The organism is Ilumatobacter nonamiensis YM16-303, assembly GCF_000350145.1.
Lineage (GTDB): Bacteria > Actinomycetota > Acidimicrobiia > Acidimicrobiales > Ilumatobacteraceae > Ilumatobacter_A > Ilumatobacter_A nonamiensis.
Genome location: NZ_BAOL01000156.1, coordinates 1 through 19,085 on the forward strand (window position 1 = coordinate 1; position 19,085 = coordinate 19,085).

General features: G+C 68.5%; 16 protein-coding genes and 1 pseudogene. 9 read left to right on the forward strand and 8 right to left on the reverse strand.

All coding sequences use genetic code 11. The features are described from left to right. Positions 1 to 80 precede the first annotated feature (80 nt). Complete coding sequence (locus tag ON45_RS13975; RefSeq protein WP_040494612.1) at positions 81 to 1,073, forward strand: isopenicillin N synthase family dioxygenase; 993 nt, start codon at positions 81 to 83, stop codon at positions 1,071 to 1,073. Positions 1,074 to 1,079: 6 nt separating this feature from the next. Here ON45_RS13975 and ON45_RS13980 read toward each other — a convergent pair whose 3' ends face one another. Next, on the reverse strand, positions 1,080 to 2,504 hold the full coding sequence (locus ON45_RS13980; protein WP_051063074.1) for a M23 family metallopeptidase: 1,425 nt from the start codon (positions 2,502 to 2,504) through the stop codon (positions 1,080 to 1,082). 31 nt (positions 2,505 to 2,535) lie between these two features. Between ON45_RS13980 and ON45_RS23130 the strand changes: the two genes are divergently transcribed. The 5 genes from ON45_RS23130 (at position 2,536) to ON45_RS14005 (ending at position 6,885) form a co-directional block, all read left to right on the forward strand. Then, on the forward strand, positions 2,536 to 2,736 hold the full coding sequence (locus tag ON45_RS23130) for a hypothetical protein (protein ID WP_158412419.1): 201 nt from the start codon (positions 2,536 to 2,538) through the stop codon (positions 2,734 to 2,736). Between the two features lie 266 nt (positions 2,737 to 3,002). Then, positions 3,003 to 4,112: an ROK family protein gene (locus ON45_RS21615; RefSeq protein ID WP_051063076.1), complete on the forward strand. Its 1,110-nt coding sequence runs from the start codon at positions 3,003 to 3,005 to the stop codon at positions 4,110 to 4,112. Positions 4,113 to 4,139: 27 nt separating this feature from the next. Next, positions 4,140 to 5,057, forward strand: coding sequence for an alanine racemase (locus tag ON45_RS13995; RefSeq protein WP_040494614.1), 918 nt, complete (start codon positions 4,140 to 4,142; stop codon positions 5,055 to 5,057). A gap of 19 nt (positions 5,058 to 5,076) precedes the next feature. Beyond that, entirely contained in the window at positions 5,077 to 6,225 is a 1,149-nt protein-coding gene (locus ON45_RS14000) for a DUF418 domain-containing protein (RefSeq protein ID WP_158412421.1), read from the forward strand. 123 nt (positions 6,226 to 6,348) lie between these two features. After that, on the forward strand, positions 6,349 to 6,885 hold the full coding sequence (locus tag ON45_RS14005; RefSeq protein WP_158412423.1) for a DUF4395 domain-containing protein: 537 nt from the start codon (positions 6,349 to 6,351) through the stop codon (positions 6,883 to 6,885). Here ON45_RS14005 and mftF read toward each other — a convergent pair. From mftF to ON45_RS14035, 6 genes are all read right to left on the reverse strand, one after another. After that, positions 6,806 to 8,089, reverse strand: a complete 1,284-nt coding sequence (gene mftF, locus ON45_RS14010) for a mycofactocin biosynthesis glycosyltransferase MftF (protein WP_051063078.1) — start codon at positions 8,087 to 8,089, stop codon at positions 6,806 to 6,808. The genes ON45_RS14005 and mftF overlap by 80 nt on opposite strands. Positions 8,090 to 8,092: 3 nt before the next feature. Next, positions 8,093 to 8,887, reverse strand: a complete 795-nt coding sequence (gene mftE / locus ON45_RS14015) for a mycofactocin biosynthesis peptidyl-dipeptidase MftE (RefSeq protein WP_083914992.1) — start codon at positions 8,885 to 8,887, stop codon at positions 8,093 to 8,095. 73 nt (positions 8,888 to 8,960) lie between these two features. Further along, positions 8,961 to 10,145: a pre-mycofactocin synthase MftD gene (mftD, locus tag ON45_RS14020; RefSeq protein WP_040494625.1), complete on the reverse strand. Its 1,185-nt coding sequence runs from the start codon at positions 10,143 to 10,145 to the stop codon at positions 8,961 to 8,963. Between the two features lie 59 nt (positions 10,146 to 10,204). After that, positions 10,205 to 10,846: a DedA family protein gene (locus ON45_RS14025; RefSeq protein ID WP_040494616.1), complete on the reverse strand. Its 642-nt coding sequence runs from the start codon at positions 10,844 to 10,846 to the stop codon at positions 10,205 to 10,207. After that, positions 10,843 to 12,555 (reverse strand): alpha-amylase family glycosyl hydrolase, encoded by a 1,713-nt coding sequence (locus ON45_RS14030; protein WP_040494617.1) that lies wholly within the window; start codon positions 12,553 to 12,555, stop codon positions 10,843 to 10,845. Before ON45_RS14030 ends, ON45_RS14025 begins: the two co-directional genes overlap by 4 nt. A 44-nt stretch (positions 12,556 to 12,599) precedes the next feature. Beyond that, positions 12,600 to 15,140 carry a beta-glucosidase gene (locus tag ON45_RS14035; RefSeq protein WP_148288698.1) on the reverse strand — a complete coding sequence of 847 codons (2,541 nt, stop codon included), beginning with the start codon at positions 15,138 to 15,140 and terminating at the stop codon, positions 12,600 to 12,602. A gap of 180 nt (positions 15,141 to 15,320) precedes the next feature. Here ON45_RS14035 and ON45_RS14040 point away from each other — a divergent pair, with 180 nt between their 5' ends. From ON45_RS14040 to ON45_RS14050, 3 genes are read left to right on the forward strand one after another with little or no spacing between them, the layout of a single operon-like run. Then, on the forward strand, positions 15,321 to 16,151 hold the full coding sequence (locus ON45_RS14040) for an SDR family NAD(P)-dependent oxidoreductase (RefSeq protein WP_051063080.1): 831 nt from the start codon (positions 15,321 to 15,323) through the stop codon (positions 16,149 to 16,151). Beyond that, positions 16,151 to 17,464 (forward strand): DNA-methyltransferase, encoded by a 1,314-nt coding sequence (locus ON45_RS14045; protein ID WP_083914994.1) that lies wholly within the window; start codon positions 16,151 to 16,153, stop codon positions 17,462 to 17,464. The genes ON45_RS14040 and ON45_RS14045 overlap by 1 nt, the downstream gene beginning before the upstream one ends. Positions 17,465 to 17,477: 13 nt before the next feature. Further along, complete coding sequence (locus tag ON45_RS14050) at positions 17,478 to 18,662, forward strand: MFS transporter (protein WP_158412425.1); 1,185 nt, start codon at positions 17,478 to 17,480, stop codon at positions 18,660 to 18,662. 47 nt (positions 18,663 to 18,709) lie between these two features. On the opposite strand, the pseudogene ON45_RS23135 reads toward ON45_RS14050, so the two are convergent. Beyond that, positions 18,710 to 19,085 (reverse strand): annotated as a pseudogene (locus ON45_RS23135) (hypothetical protein); the annotation flags it as partial.

Consider the following 19,085-nt stretch of genomic DNA (forward strand, 5'->3'; position numbering starts at 1 on the left):
CTCCGTGCGCGAACTGTTCACGAGAACGCCGCGTCGCGGCGTGGATCGCACGGGTCGGAGGGGCGTCGTAGGCTGGCGAGATGAGTGACGAGATCCTCGACGTCGACCTGTTGAACTTCGAGAACGGAAGCTCGACGCAGCGCCGCGCTGTCGTCGACGGGGTGTCACGCAGCCTCGCGACCGGGTTCGTGTACACGAGTCACGACGTCCCCGACGACCTGCTCGACACGGCCTACGCGATGCTCCGCGAGTTCTTCGAGAAGTCGCCCGAGGAGAAGCAGACGGCGACGGTCGAGGGCTCGAGCGGTCAGACGGGATACACGGGGCTGCTCGTCGAAACCGCGGCGTCGAGCGACAAGCCCGACTGGAAGGAGATGCTGAACTGGTCGACACCGATCGTCGCGGGGCATCCCTTGAAGCGGCACTTTCCCGGGGCCTACCCCGACCAGGTGCTCCCCGAGCAGATCGTGCCCGGCATCACCGAGGTGCTGTATCGGTTCCACGACACGATCGCCGATCTCCAGCGCCGTTTCCTGCGGGTGATCGCGGAAGGAATCGGGTGCCACGAGACCTTTTTCGACGACATGGTGCAGGACGGCCCCACGCTGACCCGAGCGATCCGCTATCCGGCGATGTCCGAACTCGACGTTGCGCTCGGCGACGACGGTGAGCCCGGGCACGTGTGGGCAGCCCCACACGGCGACATCAATCTGATCACCGCGCTCCCGCGATCGACCGCCCCCGGCCTGCAGGTGAAGGTCAACGACGACTGGGTCGACGCGATCCCGCCCGACAACGGGGTCATCGTGAACACCGGGATCATGCTGGAGCGTCTGACCAACGGACTGATTCCCATCGGTTGGCACCGAGTCGTCGCGGCGCCGGGCTACGAGGGTGAGCGATACAGCGTGGTGCAGTTCTGCCACCCACGGCCGTGGACCGTGCTGTCGCCGGTTCCATCGTGTTGCACGCCCGAACATCCGCAGCGGTTCAGTGCGATCAGCGCCGCACACGCGCTCGACGAGGTGCTCTACGAGATCAACCTCGTGGAAACCGCTCGACGAATCGACTGAAAGCGGTCAGCGCAGGACGACGCCGCGGGTGTCGAGGTCGTCGTGCATCGAGATGGCGACCCAGGTCTCGGTCGGAAGGTCGATCGGCGTCAGCCAGTGGGCCAGACCTTCTTCGACGCCGCCTGCGCCGGGGCCGAACATCTCGGCCGGTGTACTCGTGCACGCCTCACCGGGATTGACCATCGCCGCCCAACCGGTTGCGGTCACTTGGCCGGTCTCGCTGATCACCCAGGCCGAACCCGTTCCATCGGTGCGGTCCGCTGCCGCGACGAGCACGGGTTCGTGCCCGTCACCGTGAGCCGTCCCGGACCACGGCCCGATCATCACCTGGCAGGTCTGGCGGAACATCGCATCGACGATGGGGCCGTAGGTGTCGACCGCGTCGCCGTTGAGGTCGATGCTCCGGACCTGAACGTGCGGAGGTGTCGTCACTCCGTCGAGTGCTTCCGGGTCGTTCTGCATCTGGTCGGGCAGCGCCGCGCTGTTGCCCATGAAGCCGATCACCTGGCCGGCCCGCACCGTGCGGCCGACCTCGGCGAGTCCTGACAGTCGGAGATGCTCGGGCGCGTTGCCGTCATCGGTCCCCGGGTTGTCGTCGTTGAAGCCTGAGTAGACGAAGCTCGTGCCGGAGGCGTCGGTCAGCGTGATCGAGATCGGATCGCCGCTCCCCGGCTCGTCGTGCACGTTGGTGATGACGCCGTCGGCGACCGCGAGCACCGGCTGCAGCTGCGCTCCCGTGATCACCCCAGGGGTCTGGGCGGCGCATCGGCCGGCCTCGTGGATGTCGGCGAAACTGGTCACGGCGACCCACGACGCGTCGGAGGGTGTGGCGACGTCGTCGATCGACGATTCGTCGGAATCGCATTCCGGAAGAATCAGGTTCGACGGCCCCAGCACCGGGAACGAGAGTGATGGATCTCCCTCCGAGGTCGGCAACACGGGAGGAGCGCCGGGAATCAGGGACGGGACGGCCTGCAGCGGTTCTCCCACGCGGGGCGCGATGGTCGTCCCGGAGATGCGGGAGAAGTTCCGCAGCCAGAGTGTCTGGTACTCGCGAATCGTCAGGCGATTGCCGAACTGTGGACCGGGGACCCGGTCCATCCACTCCGGCTGCGACGCAGCGATGGGGTAGTACCACATCACCGGAATCATCGAGACGTCGTTGTTGAACTGGGCGAGGAACCGGGTGACGTCGAGGGCGGCGCGTTCGTCCTGCACCGCCGGTGGCGCGAGGTAGGCGTGTTCGTAGCCGCCGTAGTTGTTCCAGGTCGAGCGGATGAACTGATAGGCACCGGATGCGTTCCCCGCGTTCGGCGGAGCCAGGTAGTTGTCGCGCGACTCGAGGTGGCGGATCGTGGCGAGGATGTATTCGATCTGCTCGGGGTAGACGACGATGCTCAACTCGGGCGGCGCTGCTGGACCGGGAGGCACGTCGGGAGCGGGGGGCGTCGTGGTGCTGGACGTGCCGGGAGTTGTCGGTGCAGGGGGTCGAGCGGTCGTCGGTGGCGCCGTGGTGACCGGCACGGTCGTGGTCGTGGTCCGCGGTGTCGTCGTCGGAGGAGCCGTGGTCGTCGTGCTGGAGGGCCGAGTGGTCGTCGGTGGACTGGTCGGCGGAGTGGTGGTGGGAGGCGCCGTCGTGGTGGGGTCCGGTGGTTGCGCATGAGCCGGGAGAGGTGCCGCGATCCCGCACGCGACGGCGACTCCTCCGACGACGATCGCACGCCGCGATCGACCTCGGCCGCGCCCGGACGAACCGGCGTGTCGAGGGTGAGGATCGGCAGACATGGTGAATGTGTACACGCCCGGCGGCGGTCGGTCCAGCGCCAGCTCGGAAGGTTACCGTTTGGGGCGAACGGGCGCCGATCGCGTTCGGGCATCCGTCCCGGTTGGTCGGCGGAATCGGGTGGAACACGACTACGGTCGTTCCCGATGACCGCGTCCGACCCATCGATCGTCGACGGCGTTCGATCCGACGCACCGCCTCCCGAGACGACGCCGCTCGACACGACGCCGACCGATCCGACTGCGACCGATCCGTCCCCCGAGGATCCGTCGGCTCCGTCCGAGGACACGGGTGACCCGGAGGCGTCCGACGACGCGACCGAGCCGATCGTCCGCCAGCTTCCTGACGTCGTGCTGGCGATCGACATCGGGGGAACGAAGTTCGCGGCCGGACTCGTGAACGCGAAAGGTGAGTTGATCGACCGGGCGCGCGTCGAGGTCGAGCGCGATGTGGTTCCCGAGGCGCACTACACCTCGTTGGCCGGGATGGTCACCGAGATGATGGACCGGGCGCGAGATCAACACCAGGTGCGGATCCGTGCGGTCGGGGTCGGGGCGGCCGGGCCGGTCGGCCGCGGTCTCGTGACCGTGTCGCCCATCAACATCCCCGCGTGGCGGCGGTTCCCCCTTCGGGCCCGACTCGAGGAGACCACCCACCTGCCCGTGTACGGAGACCTCGACGCCAAAGCGCTCGCGCTCGCCGAGGGGTGGCTCGGAGCGGCGCAGGGACATCCGAACTTCTGCGCTCTGACCGTGTCGACCGGTGTCGGTGGCGGTGTCGTCCTCGACGGTGAATTGCTCGACGGCGCCACGGGCAATGCGGGCCACATCGGTCACGTCATCGTGGAACCGGGCGGACGTCGATGCGGCTGTGGAGCGCAGGGATGCCTCGAAGCCGAAGCGTCCGGATTGGCGATCGAGGCGATCACCGGACGGCCGCCGAGTGAGCCGACCTACGAGATCATGCAACGGACCGGACGACTGGTCGGGCTCGCGGCAGCATCGGTGTGCAACGCGCTGGATCTCTCGCTCGTGGTCGTCGGAGGAAGTGTGGCGCTCGGCTTCGCCGCGACGTTCTTCCACTCGGCGCAGGTCACGCTCGACGAACACGTCAAGCTCTCGTACAGCCGCGGTGCCCGCATCACCCCGTCGCGACTCGCCGACTCCGGTCCGGTCATCGGCGCGGGAGCCGTGGCCTGGCGTGGGGTGCGGCGCGCTCGTCGACTGGGGCGTCCGCCGTCGGGTGAGAGTGCCTGATCGGCCTCGGGCGCTACCGTCGCTGAGGTGACCGTTCGACTCCGGGTGCGCTCCGCGATCTGGCGAAGCCAGGTCGCCCGCACGGTCAGCGTCACTGACGGGCTGATCCCCGTCGTCAAGGGAAACGGCTACGGCTTCGGTCGGGTGCGCCTCGCCGAGATCGCTGCAGAGTTCTGCGACACGGTCGCGGTCGGAACCGTGCACGAACTCGACGGGCTTCCCGACTCCTTGACCCCGGTCGTCCTCACTCCCACGCTGGTCGCGCCGACCCGTCGGGATCCGGTGCTCACGGTCGGCAACGACGAACACGTCGCCGCGCTGAAGGGCTGGTCGGGTCGCGTCGTCGTCAAGTTGGCGACCGACCTGCGGCGATTCGGAGGATCGACGGCATTGGTCGATCGCGCCCGAGCCGCCGGACTCGACGTCGTCGGAGTTGCCGTTCACCCCCCGATCGCCGGGACCGATGCCGACCGTGTCGAGCAGATCGACCGAGCGCTCGTCGACGTCGACCCGAGCCTGCCCGCCTGGGTCAGTCATCTGGGGCTCGAGGCCTATCGGTCGTTGCCGGCCACTCGTCGCTACCGGATCCGGGTGGGGACCGCCCTCTGGCACGGCGACAAGTCCGCGTTGCACCTGGACGCCGACGTCTTGGACGTCCGCCGCATCGCCGCCGGTGCATCTGCCGGGTATCACCAGGCGCGCGTGCCGGCCGACGGACACCTGGTGATGATCGGTGCCGGGACCGCCAACGGTGTCACCCCGCTGTCCGATGGCCGCAGCCCGTTCCACTTCGAGCGGACCCGCCTCGCCCTGCACGAGGGCCCGCACATGCACACCTCGATGGCGTTCGTCCCCGAGGGTGATCCGCTGCCGGGGATCGGAGACCACGTCGATGTCCAACGACCTCTGCACATGACCGGGGTCGACGAGTACCGATGGGATTGATCGCGGTTCGATGGACGACGTGAGCACCATCGACGAGTCGCTGACCGACCAGGCACGTCCCCCGTCGGAGTCGCTCGACCGACTCCCTGGACCCGACGTGGTGCGCGCCATCGCGCTGATCGGCGTCGTGGTGATGAACTACCACGGCTACCTGCTGATCCGTTCCGGTGGGTCCGTTCCTGCGTCGACCGCGGTCGAGCGGTTCTTCGATCCGTGGGGCGGGCCGTTGTCGACCCGGTTCGCGGCGACCTTCGTCCTGGTCGCCGGCGTCGGCATCACCCTCCTCACCCGACGGTGTGTCGCCGAGCGCGCTGCCGGTGTTGCAGGCGCTGCGGCGGCCGTGACGGAGATGCGGTGGCGACTGGTGCGACGCGGGATGGCGCTGTACGTGCTCGGTCAGGTCCTCGACGTCATCTGGCGGGGCACGATCATCTACTTCTACGGAGCGATGTTCGTCATTGCCGCGGTCCTGTTCACCCTGCGCAGCGCGTGGATCGTCGCCGTCGGCGTCGCCTCGGTGCTCGCCGCGTGGTGGATCGAGACCTGGACGTACTGGCGCATCGAGGACGGCGCCAGCGTGCAGTGGCTGACGAACCCCGGTCGGGACACGGTGCGCTACTTCGTGATCGACCTCGGCGTCAACGGCACCCATCCGCTGCTCCCGTGGCTCGCGTTCCTGTGTGCGGGCATCGTGCTCGGCCGGTCGCTGCAAACTCCCGACTGGGGCCTCTGGTGCGCAGGGACCGGCCTGATCCTCTACGCCGCTGCACGACTGGTGAACGAGCTCGCCGACACGTCGTTCACCGCGCAACTCCTCTCCGACGACTCGTCCGAACGAGGGGTGGTCTACGTGATGAGCGCCCTGGGGACCGCGCTCGTGGCGTATGCGCTCATCTCGTGGGTTGCCGACAACGCGCGCGGAGTCGGAGTGCGGATCATCGACCCGCTGCGGCGGGCCGGTCAGATGTCGCTGTCGATCTACATCGCGCACATCCTGGTGTTCAACCTGTTCGTCGACTGGTTCGGATGGATCGACCCAGCGGGACTCGACGTTGCGCTGTGGTTCTCGGTCGGCTTCTGGATCGCGGCGATCACCGGAGCAACCTGGTGGCATCGCCGTTTCGGCCGTGGCCCCGCCGAACGCGTCTACCGCGCCATCGGCGGCTGACCATCCGGCAAGCGTCGCCGCCGGAATTCCGGAACGGGATCGGCGGTGGTGGGCGAAGCGGTGGCGACCGGGCGAATGTTGACCGTGTCGATCGGGAATTGGGTCCATACGCTGAATCGCCTGATGGACGTGCGGCGTGTCTTCGAGTTTCCCGATCCGGTCAACGAGACCTCGGCGCGCGTCGTTGCGACGGGTGTCGTGGTGATGGGTGTGGCATTCCTCGTGGTCCGGGAGGCATGGATCCTGCTCCCGCTGCTCTATGGATTCGCTGCACGAGTCCTGACGGGACCGACCGCTTCGCCGCTGGGACAGGTCTCGGTCCGCGTGGTGACGCCCCTCGTCGAGCGTGGGTTCGGGCGGGAGTCCCGGCACGTACCGGGTCCGCCGAAGCGGTTTGCTCAGCTGATCGGGCTCGGGTTCACCGCAGGCGCAGCGGTCGCATGGATCGCGGGTGCACCGTGGATCGCGTACGTGCTGATCGCCGGACTCGTCATCGCCGCATCGCTCGAGGCGTTCGCGTCGATCTGTCTCGGTTGCATCGCCTATTCCGCGATCTGGGGCTGCGCCGACTGTGACGACATCAGCGACCGGTTGCAGCAGGCCGTTGTCCGCGCTCGCCGGCCCGTCGACGCTGCCGAGGCGTCGGCGACCACGAACTGATCTCGGGGACGATCGGCCGCCACGAGCGGTGATCGATCATGCCGCGCCAGACCCCCCACCCGTAGGCGGCGTCGAGGTGCGTTGACCGGGGTCCGAGCGCGACCGCCGCGAGCGTGACCCATCTCGCGCGTTTCGACAGCACCGCCGCGACGAGAGCGATCGGCCACCAGACCCGACGAATCGTCGCAGCGAGCTGGCGCAGACCCGCGACGTGGGCGTCGAGCGTGAGACGCGCCAGACGGGCTCGCGGAACCTCGGGCAGGGCGCGCGCAACCACGGCGACGTTCGCTGCGGCCAACGCACCCCCGAGCGCGGGGTGTCCCAGCACGCACGCAGCCCACCCGCCGGCCATCCATCCGTTCGAGCGGAAGGGAGCCAGCGCTCGCGGGTGACGGAGCGCAAGGGGAGCCGCCGATGTGCCGTAGCCCACCTGTTGGCGAAGTCGAGCCGAGAGGGTTGCGCGCGGCTCGTGGTGTACGACGGATCGCGGCTCGTACCGGCAACCCCATCCGGCTTGGTCGAGGCGCCACACGAAGTCGACGTCCTCGCCCACGCGGAGCATCTCGTCGAAGCCCCCGACGTCGTCGAATGCGGTCACTCGCACCACGATGGCGGCGGCCGGCACGTAGCTGACTCGCGACCCCGATCGAACACGTGCGGGCTCCGACCCGAGGTCGAGTGACGACGCGGGATCACCGACGACGCGCGGTGCGGCGAGCCCGACACGGGGATCGTCGAAGTGGGGGAGGAGGTCGTTCAGCCAGCTCGAGCCAGGGAGCGTGACGTCGGCATCGACGAACGCGACGAGTTCGGTTTCGACCGCGGCTCGACCGGCGTTGCGTGCAGCGCCCGGTCCCCGGTTCGTGTCGAGACGGATCGTGGCACTCTCGATCGGCGGTCGGGAGCCGTCATCGACCGTGACGTCTCGTCCTGGAACGACGTCGCCGCCGAGTTGGGGCGTCACGATCGTGACGTCGTGGAGCGAGAGCCGTGAGACATCCCCCGCGTGATCGGGATGGATCGCACCGGCATCGAGCAGTCGCTCCACGAGCTTCGATTCGTGGACGTCGAGTCCGGCTTCGATGTCGTCCGCGACCCGACTGCCGGCGCCGGAGAGGCGGAAGACGCGGAGCGGCGAGCCTGCCAGCAGTGTCGATCCATCGCGCGTCGACCGGTCCCAGGTGCTGTCGGTGACGTAGCGCACCGCTCACCCGGCAGGGTCGGAACCGATCGGTTCGGTGAACGCGCCCGCAGGCTTGCGTTCCGCGTGTGGAGTCGGATCGATCGGGCGCCACCGCTCGATTGCGATCACCAGGTCGTCCACGAAGTCGGCGATGAAGCGCTCCCCCTCGGCGCCGGAAGCGCCTTCCGGATCTCCGAGCACACCGGACGGACTGACATCGCGGACCCCGTGCGACCGCAACTGCGGCAGCAACTCGTCGAGCGCATGATCGGGGCCACGCGTCCCGAGTTCGAGCCGGACCAAGCCGGGATCGATGGCGAGCATCAACGACGTCTCGATGCGACCGGCGTGGAGGTCAGGCGGTCCGCCATCGGTCCGTCGCCTCCACCGCGGCCACCACGAGAAGACGCTGCGACCCTCCGCCGTGAGAAGCTCGACGGCCCTGGTGAGAGCGTCGTGGTTGCCGCCGTGGCCGTTGACGAAGACGACACCTGCGGCCCAGTCGGCGCTTCGACCCAGTTCGATCGCGACGTCGGCCATGACGTCGGTCCCGATCGAGAGCGTGCCCGCGAACCCGGCGTGCTCGCCCGATGCGCTCACGGAGATGGTGGGGCCGAGCATCAGTCCGGTCGTCCGGTGCAGCGCTCGCCCCGCGATCTCCTCGGCAACGAGCGTGTCGGTGTTCAGCGGCAGGTGCGGGCCGTGCTGTTCGGTCGAACCGACCGGGATCAGCACGATCGGCGACAACGTTCCGTCGTCGTCGGCCATCAGTTTCGTCGCGGTGTCGACCTCGGTCCACGTCGCCTCGCCCAGTCGCATCGTCGGTCAGTCTCGCGTGACCGTCGGATCGTTCAGCGGAAGATGTTCGTTGGCGACGGGCACCAACGAACATTCAGCGGCGGGGTGGGGAGAAGCCATCGGGGATGATGATGTCGTCGGCGGAGAGGTCGGCGATCGATGCTTTGCCGAGGCCGAGCATGTTGGAGTCGATCCCCATGCGGAGCACGTCGAGCACGTTCTCGACGCCGGCTTGTCCGTTCGCGGCGAGCCCCCAGAGGTAGGCGCGCCCGATCATCACGGCCTTGGCCCCGAGGGCGAGCGCCTTGACGACGTCACTGCCGCGACGGATGCCGGAGTCCATCACGACTTCGATCTCGTCGCCGACCGCGTCGACGACTTCGGGGAGCACGCGGATCGGGGCCGGTGTGCCGTCGATGTTGTTGCCGGCGTGGGTGGAGACCGAGATCGCCGTGGCCCCGGCGTCCGCTGCGCGACGGGCTTCGTCCGCGCGGTTGATGCCTTTCACCATGAACGGTCCGTCCCATTGTGAGCGCAGCCAGGCCACGTCGTCCCACGTGGGCGGCGGCGTTCCCATCCACACCCCGTAGGCGTCGAAGAAGCCCGGGACCGGATCGTCTTCCGAGACCGGGAAGTTCGGAACCCCGAGTTGGGGGAGCGAGCCCGACCGCACCCAGTCGAGCAACCAACGCGGTCGCAGGATCGCCTCGGGAGCGTGCTTCACCATCGTCTGGAGGTCGATCGCCTCGGGAATCGATGGGCTGCCCCAGTCGCGCGAGTGGACGAACGACCAGTCGAGCGTGAGGATCATGCCGACCGCGCCGTTCGACTTGGCGCGCTCCATGCGGCCGACCATCGAGTCCCGATCGCCGGCCCAGTAGATCTGGAAGAGCGTCTGCGGGTTGGCCGCGATGACTTCGTTCATCGGCTTCGACGAGAACGAACTCAAGCCCATCACGACACCGCGCGCCGCCGCGGCGCGGGCGACCGCGACCTCACCGTCGGGATGGACGGCCTGCACGCCGGTCGGGCTGATCATGACCGGCATCGACATCGGCTGGCCCATCACCTCGGTCGCCATCTCCCGGCCGGCCGGCTGCCCGGCGGTCAGGGGACGCAGGCCGAGCTCGTCGAAGGCCGCACAGTTGTCGTCACGGGTGACCCCGCGTTCGGCGCCCGCGATCAGCGCGCCGTAGACCGACTTCGGCAACCGCCGCTTCGCCCGCTTCTGGGCCACGGCGACCGACTCGAACCACGGGTTGAACCAGGGATTGAACACGCCCGACAGCGTACGCGTCCCGGTCACGAGCCACCCAGCCGCGTGCCCGGCGACGTGATTCAGACCTCGATGGGGTCACCCGTCACGACCTTGGACCGTCGGCTGCGGATCCAGCGGACGACCTCGACCAATCCGGTGATCGCGAGCGCGGTGCCGAACGCGAGCCAGAACGCGATCGCATGGTCGTCCTCGAACGCCTGGCCGAAGAAGTAGCCGAGGAGCGCGGCATAGGACGCCCAGATGGTGGTCGCGATGATGATCCACGTCGCGAACCATCCCCACGGCTGTTTCGTGAGACCCGACGAGATGGTCAGGATGGTGCGGCCGCCGGGAATGAAGCGCGCCGTGATGAGCAACAGCCCACCGCGCAACCGGATCTGTCGTGCGGCGCCGTCGAGTCGGAGGCGACGTTCCGGCTTTCGGTCGGCCCACCCCTCGACTCGGTGGGAGAACCGACGGCCGATGAAGTAGGCGAGGTTGTCGCCGATGAACGCTCCGATCGCACCGGCCAGGATCACGAGCACGATCGACTGGTTTCCCTGTCCTGCTGCCACGCCGCCGATGATCACCATCGTCTCGCCGGGCACGATCGGGAGCACGGAGTCGAGCAACGCGACCGAGAAGATGATCAGCACGAACCACCAGTTCGCCGAGAATTCCTCGAGACGGTCGGTGAGGTCGGTGAAGACGTTCGCGATCACGGAGTCGAGAACCAGATCGTCGAGTCGGGTGGAATCACGCCGGGTGTGTGCAGTTCGTCGGGCTCGGACGCGAAGACGGGCATCGCGTCGGCGATTCCTTCGTCGTGATCGGAGTCCAGGGCGATCGGAGTCGCGGTCACGTTGGTGACCGCAATGAGCTTGCCGCGACGAACCGCGACCAGACCGTCGCCCAGATCGAGAACCATCGCACCGAGGCCTTCGGGAACTGCCAGTTCACGCCGGGCCGCGATCAACTCGCGGTAGAGATCCAGCGTCGCGTCGTCCTGCTGGTCGACCACGTCGACCGCCACTTCGCCCCACCACTCGGGCTGCGGAAGCCACGGTTCGGACGCGTCAGGTGACGCGGAGAAGCCGAAGTTGGTGGACGGATCGTCGGTCCACGGGAGCGGGACCCGGCAGCCGTCGCGGCCCAACCGCTCACCGTTGGTGGTGATGAACACCGGGTCCTGCCGCCGGTCGTCGGGCATGTCGAGCACCTCGGGTAACCCGAGTTCCTCGCCCATGTAGAGGTAGATCGATCCGGGCATCGCCATCGCCAGCGTGATCATCGCCCGGGCACGTCGCAGCCCGACCGCGATGTCGACACTCGTCGCAACCGATTCCAGTGCGTTGTTGGTGACGGTGGACGGATCGGTGGCGTTGTCGCGGCCGAGGCGGGTCACGACCCGCTGGACATCGTGGTTGTTGAGCGTCCAGGTCGGCGTCGAGCCGGCGTCCATGAGGTCGAGTGTGTCGCCGATCGCCCGTTCCATCTCGGTCTTGTCCCACGGCGACAGCAGCAGGTCGAACGCGAACGCCTGGTGGAACTGTTCGTCGTTCACGAACGCCGCCATCAGGTCGGGACGCCCGTTCATGTACGCCTCCGCGACCATGGTCAGGTCTCGGTCCGGATGCGCGTCCATGTAGGTGTCGATCGTCGCTCGGAACTGTCGCCAGACATCGTGCCCCTCGGGGCGGAAGACCGTGTACGGGTTCTCCCAGGTGACCTGCAGCATGCCGGTGCCCTCGGGAACGGGCGGCGCGTCGGGCAGTTCCGGGTGCTTGCCGACGGGGCTGATCGCATCGACGCGAAAGCCCTCGACGCCTCGATCGAACCAGAACTCGAACACCTCCGCGAACATGGCTTGCACGTCGGGATTCGTGTGGTCGAAGTCCGGTTGATGCGGGGTGAACGTGCCGAGATACCACTGGGAATCATCGGCGGACGGACGCGTCCAGGCCGATCCGCCGAATGCCGCCGACCAGTTGTTCGGCGGGGCTCCGTGCGCGTCGCCCGCGCCGTCGGGCCGACCGTCGCGGAAGTAGAACCGCGCTCGCTCCCGGCTTCCCGGAGCAGCGGCGAGCGCATCGACGAACCATCGGTGCTGGCTCGAGCAGTGGTTCGGAACGAGGTCCATCATGATCTTGATGCCTCGATCCCGGGCGGCGGCCAGCAACTCGTCGAACGCTGCGAGGTCGCCGTATTCCGCGTGGATCCCGAAGTAGTCGGCGACGTCGTAGCCGTGGTCGAACTGAGGCGACGGATAGCACGGGTTGAGCCAGACGGCGTCGATGCCCAGTTCGACGAGGTGGTCGAGTCGCGACCGGATCCCGGCGAGGTCCCCGACGCCGTCGCCGTCCGAGTCCGCGAAGGAACGGACGTAGACCTGGTACACGACCGCGTTCTGCCACCAGTGCTCGGAACTCATCCTCACAATGTAAGCGTGTGCACCGGCGCAGCGACCGTGCTGGTTCAGGTCACGTTGATGCGGATGCGATCGTGCTCGACACCCGGATCTGCCGACGGGGCGATCACGAGGTCGTACTCGCCCGGCGCGACCGTCCACGCGCCGGTCGATTCGTCCCAGTGGTGGAAGGCGTCGGTACCGAAATCGAGGGTGACCGCGGTCGATGTCCCCGGGGCGACGACGGCCTTGGCCCACGCCTTGAGTTCTCGGTCGGGCCGCTCGACAGGAGGCGCGACGGGCGCGACGTAGCCCTGGACGACCACGGTGGCATCGCGGTCGGAATCGTTCGTCACCGGCACCGTGAGTGTGATGCCGCCTTCGAGGGCATCGACGGACACCTCGGTGGCCGACACCTCGACCGAGCCCCACTCGGCGGATCCGTAGCTGAGTCCGTGTCCGAACCAGAAGCGCGGGGAGATGCCCGAGCGTTCGTAGTGGCGGTGGCCGATGAACAACCCTTCCGCGTACCGCTGGCTGGGTGGTCCGCTCTCGGTGTAGGTCGGTGTGTGGTTGTCGATCGCCGGATGGTCGGCCAGACGCGCCGGATAGGTGGTGGGCAGGCGTCCTCCCGGATCGGCGTCGCCGAGGAGCACGTCGACCATCGCCTCGGCCTGCTCCTGTCCGGCGAAGAACGACGTGACGACCGCCGACGCACTCTCGGGGCCGCCATCGGCCCAGTCCATCGTCACCGGCGAACCCGCGTTGACGACGACGACCGTGTTCGGATTGGCTGCCGCAACCGCTTCCACGAGCTCGTTCTGGCGGCCGGGGAGGTCCATCGTCTCGCGGTCGAACCCTTCGGTCTCCCACTCGTCGTTCGTGCCGACGACCACGACTGCAACGTCGGCTGCTTGCGCCGCCACGACCGCCTGCTCGAAGAGATCGGCCGGGTCGGGAGAGCGAACGCCGATCCGCAGCGCGGCGAATCCGTTGTCGGCTGCCGTGGCCCACTTGACCGAGATCGCGATCGGCTCACCGGCGACCGCATCGACCACCGCCGTGCTCTCCTCGCCTCCGTATCCGAAGAACTCGCGGGTGCGCGGGATGCGCATGTCCGGGTCGTCGACGACGACCACCGGGTGCTGGCCCTCCACCGTCGCCGTCATCGTGACCGGTCCGGTCGACACGACACCGATCACGTGTGGGCCGTCGACCTCGGGGATGAACGATCCCGACACGCGGGCACCGAAGGCCAGCGCATCGATTTCCTCGGGCGTCGTGCCGAAGAAGCGGAGCATCGACGATGTCGTCGTGGTGTCGATGGCGGTCGGCGCGTCCCAGTCCCGGGAGTTGACGTACTCGAGACGGAGCCCCGGTTCGCCGTCGGGGGTTCGGAGCTGGTTGCGGCGCACGATGGGCGTGAGTCGGTCGATCCGGACGCCGGGTTCGTACCCGACCGTGGTGGACGGGCTGCGTGTGGCGAGGCGATCGGTGAGCGCGTCGAGCAGTGTGCGGTGGCCGAACGGGGTCAGGCTCGCCGAGCCGCCGCCCATCGACCGGTCGATCACGGCGTTCGGTCCGATCACCGTGACCGAGCCGAGCCCATCGAGCGGGATCGGCAGGACGGGACGATCCAACGCATCGACGTGGTCGTTGCGGAGGAGGACGGTGCCGGCGATCGCGGCGCGTCGTGTCAGCGCACGTTCGACCGGATCGTCGATCGACTCTTCGGGCTCGTCGCAACTGCGCTCGTCCGCGAGCGTGCGGTTCATCACGACGAGGAGGTCGCTGACGAGGCCATCGACGGTCTCCTCCGTGACGTCGCCGCGCTCGACGGCGTCGGCCAGGCGTTGGCCGTAGACCCGCACCGGCGCCGGCATCTCGAGGCTGAGGCCCGCGTTCGCTGCGCCGACGGGTTCGTGGACGCCGAACCAGTCCGACACGACGAAGCCGTCGAAACCCCACTCGTCGCGCAGGATGTCGGTGAGCAGCCGCCGGTTCTCGGCGGCGTGGTCACCGTCGAGGCGGTTGTAGGCGCTCATGATCCCCCACGCTCCACCTTCCTTCACGGCTCGCTCGAACGGGCGCAGGTACAGCTCGCGCAGCGCGCGTTCATCGACGTCGACGTCGACGGTCATCCGGTCGATCTCGGTGTCATTGCACACGAAGTGCTTCACCGTGACGGCGACGCCGTGTTTCTGAACGGCTCCGACGTACGCCGCGGCCAGGGCCCCGGACAGTTCGGGATCCTCGCTGTAGCACTCGAAGGTCCGGCCGCCGACCGGTGTGCGATGCAGGTTGACGGTCGGCCCGAGCAACACGTGGGCACGCTTGCGGACGGCTTCGGTGCCGAGCAGACCGCCGATGTCGGCGAGGAGATCGGGGTCCCAGCTCGCGCCGAGTGCGATCCCGGCCGGGACGGCGACACCCGGTGTGCCGGCGCTGCCGTGCCCCTCGCCCCGGACGCCGGTCGGCCCGTCGGACATCTTCAGCTGCGGGATCCCCGCTTCGGGAAAGGCCTTGGTGCGCCAGTTGGTCTCGCCGGCGACCAGCCGACACTTGTCGTCGAGGGACAGGCTGGCAAGGGCGGCATCGATGTCGATCACCCCGCGATGATGCCACGCATCGTGCGATCCCGCCCCGATCCGGTCTCCCCCGGGTTCTCGTCGCGCTTCGGCCCGGGATTCGGGTGAACCCGCGACGGGAACGGAGGACGGCGCCGGAACGCCGCGCGGCACGCGCGATATCGACCACTTGGCGCGCGATCTTTGGCATGATTCACGCCCATGTCATCGACCGACACCGTGCTCGCGCGCGGCAACGTGGCCGTCATCACCGGCGGAGCCAGCGGAATCGGCCTCGCGGTGGCCGAACGACTCCTCGGTCGGGGGATGAAACTCGTTCTGGCCGACATCGACGAACCCAAGTTGCGCGCCGTCGAGTCGCGACTGACCGAGGAGGGCGGAGAGGTGCTCGGCGTGATGTGCGATACGGCGTCGGCCGACTCGGTCACCGCGCTGGCCGAAGCGGTCCTCGAGCGTTTCGGCGCCGCACACCTGCTCTTCAACAACGCCGGGATCGCCGGTGTCGGCGACGCGTGGGGCGGACCGATCGACCTCTGGGATCGCGTGATCGGCATCAATCTCTACGGCGTCGTCCACGGAATCCGGTCGTTCCTGCCGATCATGTCCGAGCAGGGGAGCGGACACATCGTGAACACCGCATCGATGGCCGGGCTGATGGCACTGCCGGGGGCGGCGCCCTACAACGCGACCAAACACGCCGTCGTCGCGATCAGTGAGGGACTGTTCCTCGAACTCGGCGCGACCGGCTCGCCCGTCGGGGTGAGCGTGTTGTGTCCCGGCTTCGTGAAGACCGACCTCATGCAGAACGAGCCGGTCAGCGTCGAGAGCCCGATCGGCGGCCTGATCCGCGAGGTGCTCGTCGCGGGAGTCGAGGAGGGGATCCCGTCCGATGACGTGGCCGACGCGTTCGTCGACGCCGTCGACAGCGAGCAGTTCTGGATCCTCACGCATCCCGACATGCGCCAGACGCCGGTCGAGCGCATGGAGCGCGCCGCGAGCCAGACCAACCCACCGCTGATCGGGACCGACTGATGGGCACGTCCACGTCGGCGTTCGGTGCGGGCAAACGGGAATCGCACGACGCCACCGACTTCTACGCCCGCTTCGCTCCTCCGGTCATCAGCGACGACGACACACTCGGGACGCCCGGCGCGATCGACACGATCCATCTCGGTGACGCGCGCGACATGGACGAGGTGCCCGACGCGTCGGTCGCGCTCGTGGTCACATCGCCGCCCTACTTCGCGGGCAAGGAGTACGAGACCGCACTGGGTGAGGGTCACGTTCCCGCCGACTACATCGAGTACCTCGAGATGTTGCGCGACGTGTTCGCCGAGTGCGTCCGCACACTCGAACCGGGCGGACGGATCGCGATCAACGTCGCGAACCTCGGCCGCAAGCCGTACCGCAACCTGGCCGCCGACGTGACCTCGATCCTGCAGGACGACCTGCGGCTGTTGCTGCGCGGCGAGGTCGTCTGGCAGAAGCAGCGCGGGGCGAGTGGATCATGCGCGTGGGGCTCGTACCAGTCGCCGGCGAACCCGGTCCTGCGCGACACGACCGAGCGGCTGATCATCGCCAGCAAGGGCCGGTTCGACCGAGTCGGTCGGGGCGGATCCGGAACCGGTGCGGCCGGTCGAGCCACCGTGCCGGGCGACGAGTTCATGGAGGCAACGCTCGACGTGTGGGAGATCCCAGCGGAATCGGCGACTCGTGTCGGCCATCCGGCGCCGTTCCCCGTCGCCCTGGTGGAACGCTGCCTGCACCTGTTCACCTACGACGGTGACGTGGTGCTCGACCCGTTCATGGGATCCGGGACGACCGGTGTCGCGGCGAAGCGAACCGGTCGCCGATTCGTCGGATACGACACCGAACCCGCCTACGTCCGACAGGCGCGCGAGCGAATCGATTCCCTCGCTCCGACCGAGTCGCCCGATCGCCGGACGCTGAAGGAGATGGCGCGAACGCTGCTCGAGGAGTCCGGGTTCGAGACCCTCGACGAGAACGTCCGGGTGGCCCCTGGGGTGACGGTCAGCGTGCGCGGGACGCGCCCGGACGGGGTCTCGCAGCTCTTCGAGTTCGGCGGTGTGAACACGCCGTCCCGCCCCGGCCTCAGCCGGATCGAAACCGTGTGGAAGACCATTGCCAAGGCGTCGATCGTGCGGGAGTCGGCGGAAACCGACGAGGTCGACCGCGCCCTGATCGTCCTGACGGCGGGAACCGTGCGCGGAGGACCGCTCGCCGCGGTCACGGGCGCCGGCCGCCCGATCGAAGCGGTGATCGACGTGACCCTCGACGACGCGGCCGACCGACTGGCTGACGTCCTCGATCGACTCCACGGCTGACGCGGTGGCGTCCGTGCCCACCCCCGGGAGCGGTACGAAGAACGGGCTGACCGCAACCGATCGACGGGCGCTGCTCTCGGTTGCCGTGCAGTTCTTCGTGAACGGCGCGTTGTTCGCCTCGTTCATCCCGCGGCTTCCCGAGATCCGTGACGACGTCGGCGTGACGACGGCGACGCTCGGTGTCCTGCTCGCGGTCGGCGCGCTGTCCGGACTCGGCGGGAGTGTGGTCGTCGGTCCGCTGATCGAACGGTTCGGAACCCGCTCGGTCCTCATCGGCGGAGCCGCCGCGTTGTGTTGCGCGCTTCCCGTGATCGGGTTCGCGACGGGACCGGCCGTGCTCCTCGTCGGGTTGGCCGCACTCTCCGTGTTCGACGTGCTCGTGGACAGCGCGATGAACATCCAGGGTTCGTGGCTCAGCGGTCGCCGGTCGTCGCCGGTGATGAACCGGCTGCACGGCTTGTGGAGCCTGGGCACGGTCGTGGGCGGATTCGGTGCGACGCGCCTGGCAGCCGCCGGAGTATCGCTGCAGTGGCACCTCCTCGGCGTGTCGTGCATCCTCGGAGTCGTGCTCGTGTTCGTCGGTCGCGGGCTGCTGCGCGAGGACGAGCACGTCGACGAGCGAGGCGATGTCGACCCGGCGACGTCCCGTCGGGCGCGGCTGAAGATTCCGCTCGTCATGCTCGGAGTGGCGGGTGCGTGTTCGATCGCCATGGAGATGACGTCCAGCGACTGGGCGGCGTTCCGGCTCAGCGACGATTTCGACGCCACACCTGGTGTGGCCGGACTGGCCTATGTCGCCTTCACCGCCGGGATGACGAGCGGCCGTTTCGGCGGCGACTCGATGGTCGTGCGGTTCGGTGCGCGACGCGTCGCCGACGTCGGAATCGCGATGACCGTCTCGGCGCTCGCCTTCGCCGCGTTCTTCCCCAACCGGTGGGTCGTCATGGTGGCGTACCTGGTCGCCGGCCTCGGGATCGCGACGCAGTTCCCCAAGCTCTACGACGACGCGGCGAAGTACCGCGGTCGCCCCGGTGCCGGGCTCGGCGCGCTCACCGGGGGCTCCCGGATCGCGATGCTGGTGACGCCGGTCGTGGTGGGTTCGCTCGCGTCGACGTCGCTGTCGGTCGGTGCGGCAACGGCGATGGTGACGCTGCCGGCCGCGGCGGTGTTCGTGCTCGTGACGCGGCGGTCCGTGTAGCACGGCCGCGTGAGCACTTCCGCCGTCGTCCTCGTGCTCGTCGTGGTTCAGGGGGCCGTGGTCAATTCGTCGAGAAACTCGTCGACCGCGGCGGCGATCACCGGATCGATCTCGTCCTTGTCGAGCCATTTGTCGATCTGCTTGCGCAGCTGATCGGTCTGCTTTTCGCGTCCGCCGGGGTCGGCGTCGAGAAACCGTTCGAATCGCATCGCGAGATCATCACCCTTCGAACCGGCGACGGCGGGGTCGTCCTCGAGCGTGGCGAGGAAGTCGGCTGCGTCAGCGGGACGGGGGAACCCTGAGATCAGTTCCGCGGCCGTCGTCGGGGCAGCAGCGGAGGTGGTCGGCGCGATCGTCGTGCTGGTCGTGGGCGCGCCGACGGTCGTCGGCGCCACCGGAGCGGTCGCGGCCGCGGTTGCGGCC